The organism is Actinosynnema sp. NPDC020468 (genome assembly GCF_040642015.1).
GTDB lineage: Bacteria > Actinomycetota > Actinomycetes > Mycobacteriales > Pseudonocardiaceae > Actinosynnema.
On the sequence record NZ_JBFAEO010000016.1, the window covers coordinates 108,678 to 124,632 of the forward strand.

Sequence of the window (15,955 nt, forward strand, 5' to 3'; positions counted from 1 at the left end):
ACACCGGGACCGCACTCCACCCGGCACGGCCGACCCGCCGCCGAGCGCGCACCAGGACCGCATCCCGCCGAGCACACCCCGGCCAGCCGATCCGCGTCCGAGCACGTGCTGCGACTACGCGAGGTCGAGGTGCGCTACCGGACGCCCGGCGGCGTGGTGACCGCGGTGTCCGACGTGTCGCTGGACGTGCCGGCGCGCGGGCTGACCGTCCTCGCCGGACCGTCGGGTTCGGGCAAGTCCACGCTGCTGCGCGTGCTGAGCCTGGTCGAACGACCCACGCTCGGCGCCGTGGAGCTGCACGGCGCGGGCACCGGGCGGTTGTCGGACCGGGCCCGCCGGAGGTTGCGCCGGCGCGAGATCTCCCTGGTGTTCCAGAACCCGGCGGACAACCTGGTCGGGCACCTCACCGTCGGCGACAACCTGCGTGCCGCGGCCCAGGCCTCCGGTCGGTCCGCGCGCGTGCCGGAGTTGTTGGCACAGCTGGGTTTGCCCGACACCGCCGGGTGGCGGGTGCCGGCGCTGTCCGGCGGCCAGCAGCAGCGGTTGGCGTTCGGCTGCGCGCTGGCGCGCGAGTCGGCGGTGGTGCTGGCCGACGAGCCGACCTCGCAACTGGACGCCGCGTCGGCCGACCTGGTGCTGGAGACGGTGGCGGACCTCGCGCGGCGGGGTGTGCCGGTGGTCGTCGCGTCGCACGACCCGAGGCTGATCGCGTTGGCGGACACCAGGTTCGACCTGGAGAACGGGGTGCTCGCGGCATGAGCCTCAAGGCGACCGGGGTGCGTCGGTCGTTCGCCCACCCGGGCGGCGTCGTGGACGTGCTGCGCGGGGTGGACCTCGACGTCGCGCCCGGTGAGCTGGTCACGCTGTCCGGACCGTCGGGTTCGGGCAAGAGCGCGCTGCTGACCGTGCTGTCCGGGTTCGACCGCCCGGACGCCGGCACCGTCGAGCTGTGCGGCGAGGTGCTGGTGGGCACCCCGGCGTGGCGCACGCTCGCGCTCCTGCCGCAGGCGCTCGGCCTGGCCGGCGAGCTGACCCTGGCGGAGAACGTGGCACTGCCCGTCCGGCTGGGTTCGGGCGGCTCGCTGGACCGGGTACCGGAACTGCTGGCGGAACTCGGCATCGGCCACCTCGCCGACCGCTACCCCGCCGAGGTCTCGTTCGGCCAACAGCAACGCGCCGCGCTGGCCCGCGCCGTGGTGGCCGGGCCGAAGGTGCTGCTGGCCGACGAGCCGACCGCGCACCTGGACAAGGACAGCGCGCCGGTCGCGGTGGCCGTGCTGCGCCGGGCGGCGGACGCGGGCACCGCGGTGCTGATCGCCACCCACCACGACGAGGTGCACCGCGCGGCCGACCGCACGGTGGTCCTGGCGAACGGCCGCGTGGCCGCGGACTAGCCGCCGCTCCCGAACGGGCCGCGTGCCCACCGGTCCCTCGACGAACGCGGATCCGCCGGCCGAGCCACACGCACCGCGGGGTGGACCGATCCGAGCCGACGCCCACCCCGCCTCCCACACCGGCGGTCAGCGGCGGAGCGCACGCCGACCCTCCCGGTGGGACGGGTGTCCGTAGGATGGGTGGTGATGCTCCGTCGATTCCTGGCCGTCGTGCTGGTGCTGCCGCTGCTCGCGCTGCTCGTCGTGGTGAGCGACTCGCCGTTCCCGTCCGCGCCGGGACCGGGCAGGTCCGCGCCCACCGCGATGGTGGCGCTGGGCGACAGCACCATGTCCGGCGAGGGCGCGGGCAGTTACGAGCCGGGCACCGACGGCGAGGGCGACAACTGGTGCCACCGCTCGCTCAAGGCGTCGGTGTGGCGCACGAAGGTCGCCGTCGACAAGGTGTTCAACCTGGCGTGCTCGGGCTCGAACGCCGAGCAGGTCGGCCGGACCGACCAGATCCGCAACACGGAGGGCTCGCAGTCCCGGCAGCTGGCCGCGATCGCCCGCCAGTACCGCGTGACGACGGTGCTCGTCGCGGTCGGCGCGAACGACGACCCGCGCTTCTCCGACGTGCTGGGCGCGTGCCTGCGCTCGTGGTTCGACCGCAAGACCGACTGCTCGGCGACGATGGCCGACGAGTGGCGCGACCGGGTGTCGCGGATGGTCCCGAAGGTCGAGAAAGCGTTGCGGGACATCACCTCCACGCTGCGCGACGAGGGCTACACGCAGCGCTCGTACCAGCTGGTGCTCCAGTCCTACGCCTCACCGGTGGCGCCCGGCGTGCCGGTGGACCTCCAGAACCTGTCCGGCTGTCCACTGCGGACCGGCGACCTGAAGTGGGTGCGGGAGACGGCGGTGAACCAGCTGTCCACCGGGCTCGGCAAGGCCGCGGCGGCGGTGGGCGCGCGGTTCCTCGACCTGTCGCAGGCGGGCGCGAAGCACGAGGCGTGCAGCGGCGGGCGCGACCCGGGCACCGAGTGGTTCACCCGGCTCACGGTCGACTTCGACGGCCTGCGCGACGAGGGTCGCGCCCGGCACGCGTTGCAGGAGTCGTTCCACCCCAACGCGCGCGGCTACGAGCAGTTCGGCCGCTGCATGACCGAGTTCCTCAAAACCGAGGCGCCGTCGGCGCAGTGCCAACCGGACGAGAACGGCGACCTCACGCCCGTGCTGCCGCGCTGAGGTAGGCCGCGGTCCGCGCGTCGTCCCAGCCGTGCGACTCGCGCAACCCGTCGGCGATGGTGGCGAGGTAGGCCGCCGACGGCGCGACCCGCTCCGCCTCCGCCGCCGACCAGGGCGCGGTGAACGTCAGCAGCGGGTGCCCGTCGCGCTCGCCGAGGCACAGCAGCGTCTCGTACCGACCCGGTCCCAGCTCGACCCGCCCGTGCGCCAGCACCTCCGCCAGGTCCAGGGTCTCCCCCGGCTCCCGGTACATCTCCTGCGCGGCCACGTCGGAGAACTGGCCGACGGTGATCAGGTACGCCCGCACAGCCGCCGTGCCGGGCAGCGCGGGGTCGTAGAACGCCCTCCCGCCGCCCCACACCGGCGACCGGGTGGCGAAGTAGATCCCGCCCGGCACCGCGAACGCGACCGACGCGCGCGGCGGCGTACGGTCCCGGCAACCCGGGTAGCACCGCGCCGCGCCCTCCGGCGTGCCGCCCGCGAGGTAGCGGTCGAACCGGGCGGCGCGGGTGTTGGAGCCGTACGCGACGTACCAGACCAGGCTCACCGCAGGCACAGCCCGCACGGTTTCGCGGTGGGGTAGCGGGCTTCCAGCTCCCGCCGGGTGCCGCAGATCTTGACGTACGCGCCGATCCACGCGCCGCCGTTGGCGGGCGTGCCGTTGATCGTCCGGCAGGTCGCCTTGTGCAGCACCATGCTGTCCAACCGCAGACTCGACTCGGCGTTGATCACGAACTGATTGGGGTTTGCCGCGATCCACCACTCGTAGGCGCCGTTGTCCTCGGTGAACTCCAACATGGCCTGATGATCCCCCGCCCGCCCGCCGCCGCACTGGGCCGAACGACTGAACCGCTCCGTGTGCCCGATCACCGGGTGCGATGATCGGCGCGTGGCCGGCCCGACGACCTACCTCGACGCCGTCGCGCTGCTGGGCGAGGAGCACCCGGAGCTGCTGGCGCGCCTGGACATCGCGCTGTGCGGCGCGGTGGCCGACGGCGGCTGGTCGGACGTCGGTCAGGTGCTGATCTGGCTGGTGACGCGAGCCGAGTTCGTGCGGCTGAACCGGCGGCTGCTCGCCAAGACCCGCGTCCGGACGTCGCGGCTCGCGCGCACCACCGAACTGGCCGCGGTGCACCGGGTGCTCGTGGTCAAGGCGTTCGTCGAACTGGTACCCGGCACCGGTTTCGGGCTGCCGGAGACCGACCGGTCGTACGAGATGGCACCGTCGATGGATCGGACGATGGGTCTGGTCGGGTTGATCGACGTCCCGCTGTACCCGCCCTCGCCCGGCGACCCGCGCGACGCGCACCTGGAGCGGGTGCGCGCGGTCTACGCCGACGCGGCCGACGACGTGGCCCGCCTGCTGCCCGTGCCGCCGCACGAGGACGACCGGGCGGCGCTGGCGAAAGCGATGGAGGGCCTCGTAGACAACGCCGTGGCGCGCTACCGCGACCTGCTGGCCGAGGCCGCCGATCAGCACCCCGAGCTGGGCTGGTGGCTGCGCGCCGGCCGGTCCCGGTCGCGGGACGCGTTGGCGGGCTTGACCGAACTGCTCGCCCGCGTCTCGGTCGGCGGGCAGCCGCACCCGCGCCGGGCCGAGTTGCACCGCGCGTACCAGGCCGGGCTCAAGGACCCGATCCTCAGCTCGGACTTCACCTCCGGCGACCTCGGCCCGCCGACCGTCGGCCAGGGTTACGTGGACCCGGACTTCCAGGTGGCGCGGATGGCGCAGGGCTGCCGCCCGACCGACCTCGACTGGTGGGAGGACGACGTCGAGTTCCGCTCCGACCTGCACCGCTACCTCGCCGGTCACCTGACCTCGCCGGAGGCCCACGACGCGCCGCTGCTGGTGCTGGGCGACCCGGGCACCGGCAAGTCCGTGCTGACGAAGGTGCTCGCCGCCCGGCTGCCCGCCGCCGACTTCTTCGCGCTGCGGGTGGAGCTGCGCAAGGTGCCGGCCGAGGCCGACCTGCCCGACCAGGTCAGGCACGTGCTGCGGCAGGAGTTCCTGGACGACGTCGGCTGGGCCGAGTTCGACCGGCTCACCGGTGACGCGGTGCCCGTGCTGCTGCTGGACGGGTTCGACGAGCTGCTCCAGGCCAGCGCGCACGACCAGTCCGACTACCTGGTCCGGATCGCGGAGTTCCAACGCCGCCGCGCCGACTCGGGTCACCCGCTCGCGGTCGTGGTGACCGGGCGGATCGGCGTCAGCGCCGGCGTCGAGCTGCCCGACGGCGCGCACGTGCTGCGGATCGCGCCGTTCACCGACGCCCACGTGCGCCGCTGGACCGACGTGTGGAACCACGCCAACTTCGCCTACTTCAAGCGCGGCAACCTCGCCCCGCTGGCGCTCGGGCTGGTGCTGCGGCACCCGACGTTCGCCCGGCAACCGTTGCTGCTGCTGATGTTCGCGCTCTACGACGCGGTCGGCAACGCGCTGTACCGGCTCGACCGGACGCTGGGCGAGGCCGAGCTGTACGAGCGGCTGCTGACCGAGTTCGCCCGCCGCGAGGTGGCCAAGTCCGGCGCGGCGGCCGTGGACGCGCGGGTCGAGGAGGAGCTGACCCGGCTGTCGGTGGTGGCGTGCGCGATGTTCAACCGGGGCGGCCAGTCGGTGCGCGAGGCGGACGTGGACGCCGACTTGGCCGCGCTGCTGGACGTGCCGGCGCCCGTCGGCGGACGTGGCGCGGGCGGCGCGGTGCTGGGCCGGTTCTTCTTCATCCAGCACTCGGAGGCGCTGGACCGGGGCGCGGTGTCGCGCACCTACGAGTTCCTGCACGCCACGTTCGGCGAGTACCTGGTGGCCCGGCACACCCGCGCCCTGCTGCGCGAGGTGGCTGCCCAGGGTCCCGGTCTGCTGGACGACAGCGCGCTGTACGCGGTGCTGTCCTTCGCCACCGTGACCTCCCGCGTCCTGCCGTTCCTGCGCGAGCTCGCCGCCGACAGCGAGGACCGGGCGGAGCTGGCGGCCGTGCTGAAGCGGCTCTACGCGCAGTCGACCGCGCCGCGCGTGCGCACCCGGGAGCACTACCTGCCCGCCGGTCACACCCTGCCGACCCGGCACGCGGTGTACGAGGTGAACCTGGTGGTGCTCTACGGCGCGTTCCGCGGCGAGTTCGACGTGCGCGAGCTGGACATCGCGAACTGGCCGCGCACCGCGGGTTTCTGGAAGTCCAAGCTGACCACGCCCGGCTGGCAGGCCCTGGTGAAGGCCGCCCGCGCCCGCTGGGTGCCCGGCCCGTCGGTGGTGCTGTTCGGCGCGGAGCCGATGCCCGGCCGCACCCTGCTCACCGTCGTGGACCCGGACGTGCCGGTCACCGCGTACGACGACGAACTCGACTTCACCGCGGACCCGGTGGCCAACGCCTACCGCTACGCCTACGAGCAGTCCCGCTACCGCTGAGCCCGCCACTCGTCCTCGAGCAGCGCGTAGACGACCGTCTCGACCCACTCGCCCTTGAACATCACGGCGTGCCGGAAGTGCGCCTCGCGCCGCATGCCGAGCTTCTCCATCACCCGCCACGACGCGTCGTTGCCGGCGTGGCACACCGCGGCGATCCGGTGCAGCCCCAGGTCCTCGAACCCCAACCGCAGCACCGCCCGGGCGGCCTCGGTCGCGTACCCGAACCCGTGGTGGTCGGGGTGCAGGATGTACCCCACCTCACCCTGCCGGTGCTGCTCGCTCAGGTGCTTCAACACCGCCTCGCCGACCACGACCCCGTCGCGCTCGACGGCCAGCGACAGCATCTCCCCCTCGGGAACCGGCCACCCGACCGCGATCTTGGCCGCCAGGCTCGCCGCGGACTCCTCGACGCTCCTGGGCGCGGAGTACAGGTACCGCGCCACGTCTTCCCTGGCCTGCCACGAGTACAGGGCGGCGCGGTCGTCGAGGTCGAACGGCCGCAGGGACAGGCGCTCGGTGCGAATGGGGTAGTCCGGTGCCACGGTCCCACGCTAGCGCCCGCCGGCCTCCGGGTCGGCGCCACCCGACCACGATCCGGTTCACCTCGGCCACCGGTTCGACCGGTGCGCGGCGCCGACGAGGGCGACGCTCCCGGTCGAAGCGGCCAGGACTGCCCCGTGTGAAGCGGACTCCGCTCGAACGAGAGCGGATCAAGGTCCCGAGCAGGAGGTCCGTGCCGGCGGCCACGACGGTGGGGACGCCGGCACGGACCGCTTCAGAGGTCGGCCAGCGCGGTGATCGGGTTCTCCACGCAGTCGGCGACGAAGCGCAGGAAGCCGCCCGCCGTGCCGCCGTCGCACACCCGGTGGTCGAACGCCAGCGTCAGCTGGGTGACCTTGCGGACCGCCAACTGCCCGTCCACCGCCCACGGCCGGTCGATGATCCGGCCCATGCCCAGGATCGCGGCCTCCGGGTGGTTGATGATCGCGGCCGAGCCGTCGACGCCGAAGACGCCGTAGTTGTTGACCGTGAAGGTGCCTCCGGTCAACGACGCGGGCGCGATCCGGCCTTCCCGGGCCGACGTCGCCAAACCGGCGATCCCCGACGCCAGTTCGGCGGTGGTCAACCGGTGGGCGTCGCGGACCACCGGCACGACCAGGCCGCGGTCGGTCTGCGCGGCGAAGCCCAGGTGGACCTCGTCCAGCACCACGATCGCGTCGTCCTCGACCCGCGAGTTCAGCTCGGGGAACTTCCGCAGCCCCAGCACGGTGAACCGGGCCAGCAGGGACAGCAGCGACACCGACGGCAGCGCCGCCCGCGCGGCCAGCAGACCGGTCGCGTCGACGTCCACCCACACCGTCGCCTCGGGGATCTCCCGGCGCGAGGCGCTGAGCTTCGCCGCGACCGCACCGCGCAACCCGGTGAGCGGGATCCGCCGCCCCGTCACCGACGGGGAACCCTCGGCCAGCACGCGTTCCACGTCCGCCCGGCGGATCACGCCGCCCGGACCGGAACCCCGCACCCGGTCCAGCGCCACCCCGTTCTCCCGCGCCAACTGCCGCACGATCGGCGAGATCACCGCCGGAGCCGACGGGACCGCCGGAGCCGCCGGGGCGATGGCGGGCTCGGCCGACCGCCGGGCCTCGGGCACCGCGGGCCGACGCGTCCGACGACGGCGCTTGGACTCCGAGGTCCCGTACCCGATCAGCACGTTCCCGCTGTACTCCGAGGACTCCGCGACCGGCGCGGCCGCGGCGTCCTCGGCCGGCTCGCCGACCGACAGCAGCACCGCGCCCACCGCCAGCTTCTCGCCGGGCGCCCCGTGCCGGGCCCGCACCACGCCCGCGTACGGGCACGGCACCTCCACCACCGCCTTCGCGGTCTCGACCTCCACCACGGGCTGGTCGATCGCCACCGCGTCGCCGACCGACACCAGCCACGTCACGATCTCGCCCTCGGTCAAGCCCTCGCCCAGGTCGGGCAGCCGGAAGTCAGGCACCGCGACCTCCCACGACCTCGTCGTCCCACTGCAACCGACCGATGGTGTCGAGGATCCGGTCCACGCTCGGCAGGTGGTGCTCCTCCAGCTTCGGCGGCGGGTAGGGGATGTCGAACCCGGTCACCCGCAGCACCGGCGCGTGCAGGTGGTGGAAGCACCGCTCGGTCACCCGCGCCACCACCTCCGCGCCGTACCCGCCGAACCCGGACGCCTCGTGCACCACCACGGCCCGACCGGTCTTCACCACCGACCGGCACACCGTCTCGTCGTCGAACGGCGCCAACGTGCGCAGGTCCACGACCTCCACGTCCCACCCCTCGTCCCGGGCCGCCTCGGCGGTCTCCAGCGCGGTCGTCACCATCGGCCCGTAGGCGATGAGCGTGACGTCCCTCCCGGGCCTGCGCACCACGGCGCGGTCGAACGCCACCGCGTCGCCGGTCAGCTCGCCCTTGGCCCAGTACCGCCGCTTCGGCTCCAGGAAGATCACCGGGTCCGGCGAGGCGATCGAGTCGCGCAGCAGCCGGTAGGCGTCGGCCGGCGTGCCGGGCGTGACGACGCGCAACCCCGGCGTGTGCGTGTAGTACGCCTCGGAGGAGTCGCAGTGGTGCTCGACGCCCCCGATGCCGCCGCCGTAGGGCACCCGGATCACCACCGGAAGCGACACCGCGCCCCGGGTCCGGTTGCGCAACTTGGCCAGGTGGCTGGTGATCTGCTCGAACGCCGGGTAGGCGAACGCGTCGAACTGCATCTCCACCACCGGCCGCAGCCCGTTCATGGCCATGCCGATCGCGGTGCCCACGATGCCGGACTCGGCCAGCGGCGTGTCGAACACCCGCGTCTCGCCGAACCGCGCGGCCAACCCGTCGGTCACCCGGAACACCCCGCCCAGCGCGCCGACGTCCTCGCCGAACACCAGCACGGTCGGGTCGGCCTCCAGGCTGTCGGCGAGCGCCTTGTTCAGCGCGCCCGCCATCGACACCTCGGTCACGCCAACTCCTCGCGCAGCATCGCGGCCTGCTCGCGCAGGTGGACGGGCATGTCCGCGTAGACGTTCGCGAACAGCTCGGCCGGGTCGGGCTCGACGTCGGCGTTCAGCGCGGCGCGCACGCCGGCGGCGAAGTCCTCGGCCTCCTCCGCCACGGCCGCCCGCCGGGCCTGGTCGAGCAGGCCGCGCCCGGTCAGGTAGGCCTCGATCCGGTCCACCGGGTCCCGGTCGAGCCACGCCGCGACCTCGTCGGAGGTGCGGTAGCGGGACGCGTCGTCGGCGTTGGTGTGCGCCTCGATCCGGTAGGTCAGGGCCTCGATCAGGGTCGGTCCGCCGGAGCGCAGCGCGTCGCGCACCACCGCGTACACCGCCGCCACGTCGTTGCCGTCGACCAGCACCGACGGCACCCCGTACCCGACGCCCTTCGCGGCCAGCGACGGCGCGGCGCTCTGCTTGGCCATCGGCACGCTGATCGCGTAGCCGTTGTTCTGCACCAGGAACACCACCGGCGCCTTCCACACGCCGGCGAAGTTCAGCGCCTCGTGCGTGTCGCCCTCGGAGGTCGCGCCGTCGCCCAGCAGCACCAGCGCCGCGGTGTCCTCGCCCTTGACCTTCGCGGCCTGCGCGAACCCGACCGCGTGCAGCGTGTTCGTGGCCAGCGGCGTGCACTGCGGGCCCACCCGGTGCTCGTACGGGTCGTACCCGAGGTGCCAGCCGCCCTGGAGCAGGGTCAGCGTGCCCGCCGGCGTGACACCGCGGGTGACGAGCGCGACCGAGTCGCGGTAGGTCGGGAACAGCCAGTCCCGCTCGCGCAGCGCCAGCACGGCGCCCACCTCGCAGGCCTCCTGGCCGCGCGAGGACGGGTACACCGCGAGCCTGCCCTGCTTGGTCAGCGCGGTGGCCTGGGTGTCGAAGCGCCTGCCGATCACCATCCGCCGGTGCAGCTCCACCAGCACGTCGTCGTCGGGCATCGCGAGCGGCGAGTCCTCGACCCGCGACCCGTCCTTGCGCAGCAACGCCAGGGGCTCGTCGGTCGGCACGAGCGACCGTTCTGGCACGTGGGTGCGGGTCATGGGCTCCTCCGTCACTCGAAACGCGAGTTGGGAGGCATGGTCCGCGTCACACCGACCAAAGTTCCAGATCTGCGCCCGGAACCTGGACGAATGGTCACCGCAGGGGGCTATGGTCGACCGCATGACGGCCAGAGCTGGACATTCGGCACCCCTGGACGACACCGACCGGCGGATCGTCGAGGAGCTGCGCGCGGACGGCCGGCTGTCCATGCGCGCGCTCGCCGAGAAGCTGCACATCTCGCGCGCGAGCGCGTACTCGCGCGTCGACCGGCTGCACCGGGACGGCGTCGTCACCGGGTACACGGCGGTGGTCGACCCCGAGCGCTACGGCTTCGGCATCTCCGCCTACGTCTACCTCAAGATCAGCCAGCACTCGTGGAAGGCGGTGCGGCAACGGGTGCTGGCGATCCCGGAGGTGTGGCACGGCGCGCTGGTGTCGGGTGACTACGACCTCGTGCTGCTGGTCCGGGCACCGGACGCGCACAGCCTGCGCGACCTGGTGCTGTCCCGGCTCCAGACGATGCCCGACGTGACGTCCAGCCACACCGTGCTCATCCTGGACGAGCTGACCTCGGGTTAGCTCACCAGCCGAAGTTCTGCGTCCAGTAGACGCCGTAGGACCCGCCCTTGGCCATCCCGACGCCGAGCGTCTTGAGCTTGCAGTTGAGGATGTTCGCGCGGTGGCCGGGCGACTCCATCCAGCCCTTGACCACCGACTCGGGCGTGCGCTGGCCGGCGGCGATGTTCTCCGCGCCCGGCGACGGGTAGCCCGCGGCCTTCACCCGGTCCACGAACGTCCGGCCGTCCTTGGACGTGTGGTCGAAGTAGTTCTGGGCGGCCATGTCGGCACTGTGGCCGCGCGCCGCCTGCGCCAGTCTCGCGTCGAAGGCCAAGGTCGGACACCCCTGTGCCGCGCGCTCGCTGTTGGTCAGCTCCAGCACCTTCGCCTCGGCGGCGTCGACGTCGGTGCCCGCGTCCGGCGGGGAGGGCTGCTGCGTGGTCTTGACGGGCGGCTTCACCGGTTCCGGCGTGGGTGTCTCGGTGGTGGTCGTCGTCGTGGTGGTGGTCGTGGTGGTCGTCGTCGGCGACGCGCTGCTCGCGGCACTGCTCGGCGAGGCCGAGGAGGACGCGGTCGACTGCGCGCCGGAGTGGGAGACGGTCCGGACCAGGGTGGTGGCGGTGGCCGTCACCTGTCCGACGTCCTCGGAGGCGCCGCACCCGGCGAGCGCCAGCCCGGCCAGGAGGACGACAGCGGTCAGTGCACTGTTCTTGCGCGACACGCGGATTCCCTCTGCATTCGGCGGCATTTCGGGCGCGGCGACCGCGCGAGCGCTTTTCGCAGGGAAGCGCTGCTGCGGTCGCCGCACCGAACGGGGAACGAGGCGGACCGGGCAAGGGGGAGAGCGCTGCGGTCGGCCTCAATTCCAAAAATGACCTTATCGACTGACCGGGAATTGTCAACCGGAACTTATTTAAGGAACATTTAAAGGTGCCATGAGGCGGGGGAAAGAAAGTCCGCACTAACCTTGGCCATCGCCGAGCCGGGTAAGCCGGAGCTGGACTCGCGTCCCGCCCAGCGGACCCCGGTCGATCACCAGAGAACCACCGGTGGACTCGGCCGCGCGGCGGGCGATGTCGAGTCCGAGGCCGGTGGAGCCGGCGCTGCTGCTCCCACGGCGCAGCGCCGTCTCCGGGTCCTCGATGCCCGGACCCGCGTCCTCGATGACGATCACCACCCGGTCGGGCTGGTGGAACAGCGCCACGACGAACCCGACGCCCTCGGGCGTGTGCCGGAAGATGTTGCCGAGCACGACGTCCATCGCCGCCGCCAGGTCGCTGCGGGTCAACGGCACCCACGCGCTGCGTTCGGTGCCCCGCAGGTTCCACAGCCGCTGCTGGTCGTCGGCGAGCGCGGACCAGAACACCAGCCGGTCGTGCACCACCTGCGCCGCGTCGCTGCGCGAGCCGGCCGGGTCGGTGAGTTCTTTCCGGGCGGCCCGGATCAGTTCGTTGACCTCGCGTTCCAAGGCCACCACGGCCTGGCGCACACGATTGGCGTTGTTGTCCGTTCCCAGCAGTTCCGAATCGAGCCGCAACGCGGTGAGCGGAGTGCGCAACCGGTGCGAGAGGTCCGCCAGGATTTCCCGTTCGTTGGCCATCAGCTGACTGATCCGGTCGGCCATGCGGTTGAACGCACCGCCCGCGTCGGCCAGCTCCGGCGGCCCGCTCGGGGTCACCCTGGTCTCCAGGTCGCCCTGCTCCATCCGGCGGGCGCCGTCGGCGAGCTCGGTCGACGCCGTGACCACCCGCGCGCCGAGCCGGTCGGCCACCAGCACCGACGCCAGCACCAGCGACACCGCCACGCCGCTGAGCGCGAACCACGCCGGCAGCACGCCCTGGGACAGCAGCTCCTGCGGCACGAACGCCTCGACCACCGCCACCTTGCCCTCGTCCAGCACCACGGGTTGCAGGTGCACGAGGCCGTCGGGCAGCTCCTCGGTGGAGGCCAACCCCTTCTGCTGGGCGTTGCGCAACTGGTCGGGCGTCGCCTTGACCTTGCCGATCACCTGGCCGGACGCCAGGTGCACCGCGACCCGGCCGGTCGTGCTGGTCAGCGCCTGCTCGATGCTCGCCGGGTCCGAGGTGATCACCAGCACCGGCACCAGCGCGCCCGCCTGGCGCTCGGCGTCGGACAGCGCGCGGTCCTCGGCCAGCTGCCGGACCATCAGCCCCAGCGGGATGAGGAACGCCAGCGCCACCATCGAGGTGACCGCCAGCGACACCAGGGCGAGGGACCGTCTCACTCGGCGGCCGTCAGCTTGAACCCGACCCCGCGCACGGTGTGCAGGTAGCGGGGTTGGGCGGCCCGTTCGCCGAGCTTGCGGCGCAACCACGACAGGTGCACGTCGAGCGTCTGGTCGTCGTGCCGGCCGGGCATGTTCCACAGGTTCGCCAGCAGCTCGCCGCGTGCCACGACCTTGCCCTCACGGGCGGCGAGGTAGGCGAGCAGGTCGAACTCCTTGCGGGTCAGGTTGAGCGCGCGGCCCTCCAGGGTGGCCTCGCGGCGGTCGAGGTCGACGGTCAGCCGCCCGATCCGCAGCGGTTCGGGCGCGGCCTCCTTGCGGGCCCGCCGCAGCACCGCCGACAGCCGGGCCGCGAGGTGCTCGCTGGAGAAGGGCTTGACCAGGTAGTCGTCGGCGCCCGCGTTGAGCAGCCGGACGATCTCGGACTCCTCGTCCCGCGCGGTGGCCACGATGACGGGGGTGTCGCAGACGCCGCGCATCATCCGCAGCGCGTCCGCGCCGTCCATGTCGGGCAGCCCGAGGTCGAGCACCACCAGGTCGAACGTCGAGTTGGTGATCTCCCGCAGCGCCTCCAGCGCCGTGCCGACGGGCAGGACGGCGTGCCCCAGACCGGTCAGGGCCCTGGACACCGCGGAGCGCACCACCGGGTCGTCCTCGACGAGCAACACCGAAACCATGGCGCGCACCGTAACGCTTTCGGGTGTCACTGGACCCGGTGACCGGCCTCACGCGAAGCGACCTCAGGGGTCCGATCATCCGGACCCGCCGGCAGGATGTCCCCGTGTCCCGTGGGTTGCAGTACCTGGCGGCGTGGTCGGCTTCGACCGCGGTCGCCGTAGCGCTGTCCTGGCTGGGCATCCGCTCGGTCCTGGAGGCGGGCGTCCCCGAGCGCCCGATGCTGGTCGCGGGCCTGACGAGCCAGCAGACCACGGTCGTGTCCACCACCCCACCGCCGACCACCACCACCGTCGTGACGACCACGACCGTGCCGCCGACGACGACCACGTCCGAGCGCACCACGACGAGCACGACCACCACGACGACGACCACCACGACGACCACGACCACCGCCCAGGTCCCGTCCGAGAACGGCACCTGGAGCAGCCTGAACGGCGAGCAGGTCTACCTGCGCAGCTTCCAGCTCCAGGGCGGCGTCGCCGCGGTCCGCTGGTCCGAGAAGTCCATCGACCCGATCTCCGCCACCCCGCGCCAGGGCTTCGCCGCCTCCGTCGAACGCCCCGCCGCCGCCGTGGTCATCGAGTTCACCACCCCCGACCACCGCTCCCGCCTCGAGGCCACCTGGGTGAACGGACCCCAGTGGCGGATCATCGAGTCCGCCTGACCGCACGCGGTCAGCGCAGGGCCACCTCGGCGCGCAGCGCCGGGAGCCGGGCGTGGAGCGCGTCACCCGGGCACACGGTGTCGGCGTAGTGGTCGCGGTGGCCGTGGATCTCCGACGGTGGGATCCCGTACTGCCGGCACACGGTGGCGCACAGCCACACGAGCGCGTCCCACTGCTCGTCCGGCGGCAGTTCGGCGGTGTAGGTGCCCTCGTTCTCGACGCCGATCGACGTCCGGTTCTGGCCGGGGCAGTGCGCGCCCTCCACGAGGTGGTCGCCGGCCCGCAACGCGGCCAGCGAACCGTGCCGCCCCTCCAGCACGTGCGCGCCCCGGGTGATCGTGAAGTGCTGCCCCGTGTCACCCCAGTCCCGGCCGATGTGGACGTCCTGGAAGAACCGGGCCAACCGGTGCGCGTGCGCCACCGACCGGTCCGCCGCGTTCTCCGTCGCCGTGTGGTGCACGAGCACCCTCGTCGGACGGCGGCCCACCACCGCCGGCGGTTCCACCGGTGGCCGGGCGCCCCACTCGGCGCACGACACGATCGTCCGTCCGGAAGGGACGGGTGGCACGACCAAGGCCCCCACCGCGCCCGCCACCAGGACGCGTCTGCTCACACCCACGGAACACGAGCCTAGGTGGTTTGATCACCACCATGGCGCACCCCGAACCACACGGCGACCTGTCGGGCAGGCTCAACTGGCTGCGCGCGGGCGTGCTCGGCGCGAACGACGGCATCGTCTCCACCGCCGGCCTCGTGGTGGGCGTCGCGGGCGCCAGCACCGACCGCACGGCCATCCTGGCCGCCGGCGTCGCCGGACTCGTCGCGGGCTCGCTGTCGATGGCGGGCGGCGAGTACGTCTCGGTCAGCACGCAGCGCGACACCGAGCGGGCCGCGATCGAGCTGGAGGAGCGCGAGCTGCGCGACATGCCCGAGGAGGAGGAGCGCGAGCTGGCCGGCATCTACCAGGACCGCGGCCTGTCCCCCGAGCTCGCGGCGCAGGTCGCCCGCGAGCTCACCGCCAAGGACGCGCTGCGCGCCCACGCCGAGGCCGAGCTCCAGATCGACCCGGACCACCTCACCAGCCCGTGGCAGGCCGCGTGGGCGTCGCTGATCTCGTTCGCCGTCGGCGCGCTGGTGCCGCTGCTCGCGATCGTGCTGCCGCCCACGAGCTGGCGGGTGTGGACGTGCGCGGTCGCCGTCGTGGTCGGCCTGGTGCTCACCGGCTGGATCAGCGCGCGCCTCGGCTCGGGCTCCGCGGGCCGCGCGGTGCGCCGCAACGTCGTCGTCGGCTCGCTGACCATGCTCGTGACCTACTACGTCGGCGTCCTCTTCGGGGTCACGCTCGGCTGAGTTCTGTCACCCGTATTGCGTCACGCGATCACCCGGTCACACCCCGAAGCGACCGCCTTCGGACCACCCCGGAAGTGACCGAGGGGGCGTGTGGAGTCCGCACCGAGTGGGTAATCGGTCCCACCAGTCGCCACACCCCGCCCCCGGAGGTGCACTCCCATGACCCAGCCCCGGATGACGATCGTCCTGCCCAGCGACGACCGCGCCGAACGGCGTCTCCTGCTGGTCCTCTCGGCCCTGTTCACCCTGGTCGCCGGCGTGAACACGATCGTCGCGGCGAGTGAGCGGGCCTGGTGGCAGGCCGCCCTGGCGCTGCTCCTCCTGACCGCCGCGGCCGTCTGCGGGAGAGCCGCGCACCGCGCCAGAGCGTGATTCAGTCTG

General features: G+C 73.0%; 18 protein-coding genes. 8 read left to right on the forward strand and 10 right to left on the reverse strand.

Annotated features, from left to right (window positions below; genetic code table 11):
- The first annotated feature begins 105 nt into the window (after positions 1-105).
- The 3 genes from AB0G50_RS14400 to AB0G50_RS14410 all read left to right on the forward strand — a co-directional run bounded on the left by AB0G50_RS14400 (position 106) and on the right by AB0G50_RS14410 (position 2,618).
- Positions 106-759 carry an ATP-binding cassette domain-containing protein gene (locus AB0G50_RS14400; protein WP_360107223.1) on the forward strand — a complete coding sequence of 218 codons (654 nt, stop codon included), beginning with the start codon at positions 106-108 and terminating at the stop codon, positions 757-759.
- Positions 756-1,394 (forward strand): ATP-binding cassette domain-containing protein, encoded by a 639-nt coding sequence (locus AB0G50_RS14405; RefSeq protein WP_360107226.1) that lies wholly within the window; start codon positions 756-758, stop codon positions 1,392-1,394. Before AB0G50_RS14400 ends, AB0G50_RS14405 begins: the two co-directional genes overlap by 4 nt.
- Positions 1,395-1,580: 186 nt before the next feature.
- On the forward strand, positions 1,581-2,618 hold the full coding sequence (locus tag AB0G50_RS14410) for a GDSL-type esterase/lipase family protein (RefSeq protein ID WP_360107229.1): 1,038 nt from the start codon (positions 1,581-1,583) through the stop codon (positions 2,616-2,618).
- On the opposite strand, the gene AB0G50_RS14415 is transcribed toward AB0G50_RS14410, so the two are convergent.
- Together AB0G50_RS14415 and AB0G50_RS14420 are read right to left on the reverse strand one after the other, a co-directional pair.
- Entirely contained in the window at positions 2,596-3,174 is a 579-nt protein-coding gene (locus AB0G50_RS14415) for a histone deacetylase (protein ID WP_360107231.1), read from the reverse strand. The two genes, AB0G50_RS14410 and AB0G50_RS14415, sit on opposite strands and share 23 nt — an antisense overlap.
- Entirely contained in the window at positions 3,162-3,416 is a 255-nt protein-coding gene (locus AB0G50_RS14420; protein ID WP_360107234.1) for a hypothetical protein, read from the reverse strand. Before AB0G50_RS14420 ends, AB0G50_RS14415 begins: the two co-directional genes overlap by 13 nt.
- 91 nt (positions 3,417-3,507) lie before the next feature.
- On the opposite strand from AB0G50_RS14420, the gene AB0G50_RS14425 reads away from it, so the two are divergent.
- On the forward strand, positions 3,508-6,021 hold the full coding sequence (locus tag AB0G50_RS14425; protein WP_360107237.1) for a hypothetical protein: 2,514 nt from the start codon (positions 3,508-3,510) through the stop codon (positions 6,019-6,021).
- Here AB0G50_RS14425 and AB0G50_RS14430 read toward each other — a convergent pair.
- The 4 genes from AB0G50_RS14430 to AB0G50_RS14445 form a co-directional block, all read right to left on the reverse strand.
- Positions 6,012-6,563: a GNAT family protein gene (locus AB0G50_RS14430; RefSeq protein ID WP_360107239.1), complete on the reverse strand. Its 552-nt coding sequence runs from the start codon at positions 6,561-6,563 to the stop codon at positions 6,012-6,014. The two genes, AB0G50_RS14425 and AB0G50_RS14430, sit on opposite strands and share 10 nt — an antisense overlap.
- Before the next feature lie 233 nt (positions 6,564-6,796).
- Positions 6,797-8,020: a dihydrolipoamide acetyltransferase family protein gene (locus AB0G50_RS14435; RefSeq protein ID WP_360107242.1), complete on the reverse strand. Its 1,224-nt coding sequence runs from the start codon at positions 8,018-8,020 to the stop codon at positions 6,797-6,799.
- Positions 8,013-8,993 (reverse strand): alpha-ketoacid dehydrogenase subunit beta, encoded by a 981-nt coding sequence (locus tag AB0G50_RS14440; protein WP_360107320.1) that lies wholly within the window; start codon positions 8,991-8,993, stop codon positions 8,013-8,015. Before AB0G50_RS14440 ends, AB0G50_RS14435 begins: the two co-directional genes overlap by 8 nt.
- Positions 8,994-9,004: 11 nt before the next feature.
- Positions 9,005-10,078: a thiamine pyrophosphate-dependent dehydrogenase E1 component subunit alpha gene (locus AB0G50_RS14445; RefSeq protein WP_360107244.1), complete on the reverse strand. Its 1,074-nt coding sequence runs from the start codon at positions 10,076-10,078 to the stop codon at positions 9,005-9,007.
- A 121-nt stretch (positions 10,079-10,199) separates the two neighbouring features.
- On the opposite strand from AB0G50_RS14445, the gene AB0G50_RS14450 reads away from it, so the two are divergent.
- The gene (locus tag AB0G50_RS14450) at positions 10,200-10,658 is read left to right on the forward strand and encodes an Lrp/AsnC family transcriptional regulator (protein ID WP_360107247.1); all 459 of its coding nucleotides are present in this window, start codon (positions 10,200-10,202) and stop codon (positions 10,656-10,658) included.
- A gap of 1 nt (position 10,659) precedes the next feature.
- Here AB0G50_RS14450 and AB0G50_RS14455 read toward each other — a convergent pair whose 3' ends face one another.
- The 3 genes from AB0G50_RS14455 to AB0G50_RS14465 all read right to left on the reverse strand — a co-directional run bounded on the left by AB0G50_RS14455 (position 10,660) and on the right by AB0G50_RS14465 (position 13,559).
- Positions 10,660-11,358, reverse strand: a complete 699-nt coding sequence (locus AB0G50_RS14455) for a CAP domain-containing protein (RefSeq protein WP_360107250.1) — start codon at positions 11,356-11,358, stop codon at positions 10,660-10,662.
- Positions 11,359-11,598: 240 nt separating this feature from the next.
- Positions 11,599-12,882: a HAMP domain-containing sensor histidine kinase gene (locus AB0G50_RS14460; RefSeq protein WP_360107253.1), complete on the reverse strand. Its 1,284-nt coding sequence runs from the start codon at positions 12,880-12,882 to the stop codon at positions 11,599-11,601.
- Positions 12,879-13,559, reverse strand: a complete 681-nt coding sequence (locus tag AB0G50_RS14465) for a response regulator transcription factor (protein WP_360107256.1) — start codon at positions 13,557-13,559, stop codon at positions 12,879-12,881. Before AB0G50_RS14465 ends, AB0G50_RS14460 begins: the two co-directional genes overlap by 4 nt.
- 104 nt (positions 13,560-13,663) lie before the next feature.
- Between AB0G50_RS14465 and AB0G50_RS14470 the strand changes: the two genes are divergently transcribed.
- Complete coding sequence (locus AB0G50_RS14470; protein WP_360107259.1) at positions 13,664-14,224, forward strand: hypothetical protein; 561 nt, start codon at positions 13,664-13,666, stop codon at positions 14,222-14,224.
- Between the two features lie 10 nt (positions 14,225-14,234).
- Here the strand turns inward: AB0G50_RS14470 and AB0G50_RS14475 are convergent, their stop codons facing one another.
- A complete protein-coding gene (locus AB0G50_RS14475) occupies positions 14,235-14,843 on the reverse strand; it encodes a peptidoglycan recognition family protein (RefSeq protein WP_360107262.1) in 609 nt (202 codons plus the stop codon).
- Between the two features lie 32 nt (positions 14,844-14,875).
- Here AB0G50_RS14475 and AB0G50_RS14480 point away from each other — a divergent pair, with 32 nt between their 5' ends.
- Together AB0G50_RS14480 and AB0G50_RS14485 are read left to right on the forward strand one after the other, a co-directional pair.
- On the forward strand, positions 14,876-15,574 hold the full coding sequence (locus AB0G50_RS14480; RefSeq protein ID WP_360107323.1) for a VIT family protein: 699 nt from the start codon (positions 14,876-14,878) through the stop codon (positions 15,572-15,574).
- 159 nt (positions 15,575-15,733) lie between these two features.
- Positions 15,734-15,946 (forward strand): hypothetical protein, encoded by a 213-nt coding sequence (locus tag AB0G50_RS14485; RefSeq protein ID WP_360107264.1) that lies wholly within the window; start codon positions 15,734-15,736, stop codon positions 15,944-15,946.
- Positions 15,947-15,955: the final 9 nt, after the last annotated feature.